At 39.3% G+C, this 1,004-nt stretch carries 1 tRNA gene and 1 pseudogene; both read left to right on the forward strand.

Annotated elements, in window-relative coordinates:
• Positions 1–26: 26 nt before the first annotated feature.
• Positions 27–103, forward strand: a tRNA-Asp gene (locus HC725_RS16525).
• Positions 104–248: 145 nt separating this feature from the next.
• A pseudogene (gene nfsA / locus HC725_RS16530) lies at positions 249–902 on the forward strand (oxygen-insensitive NADPH nitroreductase); the annotation flags it as partial.
• Positions 903–1,004 lie beyond the last annotated feature (102 nt).

The raw sequence follows: 1,004 nt of genomic DNA on the forward strand, positions 1-1,004 counted from the left end.
TAATTTAAGTACTGAATAGACACTGCGGAGTGGTAGTTCAGTTGGTTAGAATACCGGCCTGTCACGCCGGGGGTCGCGGGTTCGAGTCCCGTCCACTCCGCCACTTATTTATAGAGAAAGCCTGATTCGAAAGAGTCAGGCTTTTTTGTATTTTAAATTTCTCTATTCAGTATTTAGCATGATCTGAACATCTCAATAATTCGATATGATAAGCTGATCGTAATTTAAACACTTTTTAAGGAAAAATTATGAATACCGTAATTGATACCATGATGGCGCATCGCTCGATTCGCTCATTTACTCCAGAGACTATAACCAATGAGCAATTGGAAGTTATTTTAGCTGCAGGTATTTCAGCGTCCTCATCGAGTTTTTTACAAACGACTTCCATTATTCGCGTTACCGATCAAGTTAAAAGAAACGCATTAGCTGAGTTTGCTGGTGGGCAAGCCTATGTAGAAACCGCTGCTGAATTTTTGGTATTTTGCATTGATTATCAACGTCATTACCAGCTATCAAATCAAGTAAAGCCAGAATTTACTGAGCTAACTTTAATTGGTGCGATAGATGCGGGAATCATGGCACAAAATACATTGCTAGCGGCTGAGTCTCTTGGTTTAGGTGGAGTGTATATTGGCGGCTTACGTAATTCACCTAAAAAGGTAGATGAGTTATTAGGTTTACCACAATACTGTGCAGTATTGTTTGGTATGTGTTTGGGGCACCCAGCTCAAGATCCACAAATTAAACCACGCTTACCACAAAAAGTGATGGTGCACCAAAATAGTTATCAGCCTCTTTCCGCTGATGATATTGCAGAATATGATCAACAAACGAGTCACTATTACCAAAATCGTGGTAGTAATCAAAAAAGTGGATCATGGTCGGATCATATTGCTAGTTGTCACCACCAGTGCAAAAATGATCCACTAACACCAATTGAAAATTGATCCACTTGGTATCATTCAGTTTTAACAAAACTGGATGGTGATTATGTTAACCAA

The organism is Vibrio sp. S17_S38, from assembly GCF_014694375.1.
In the GTDB taxonomy this organism is placed as follows: Bacteria; Pseudomonadota; Gammaproteobacteria; order Enterobacterales; family Vibrionaceae; genus Vibrio.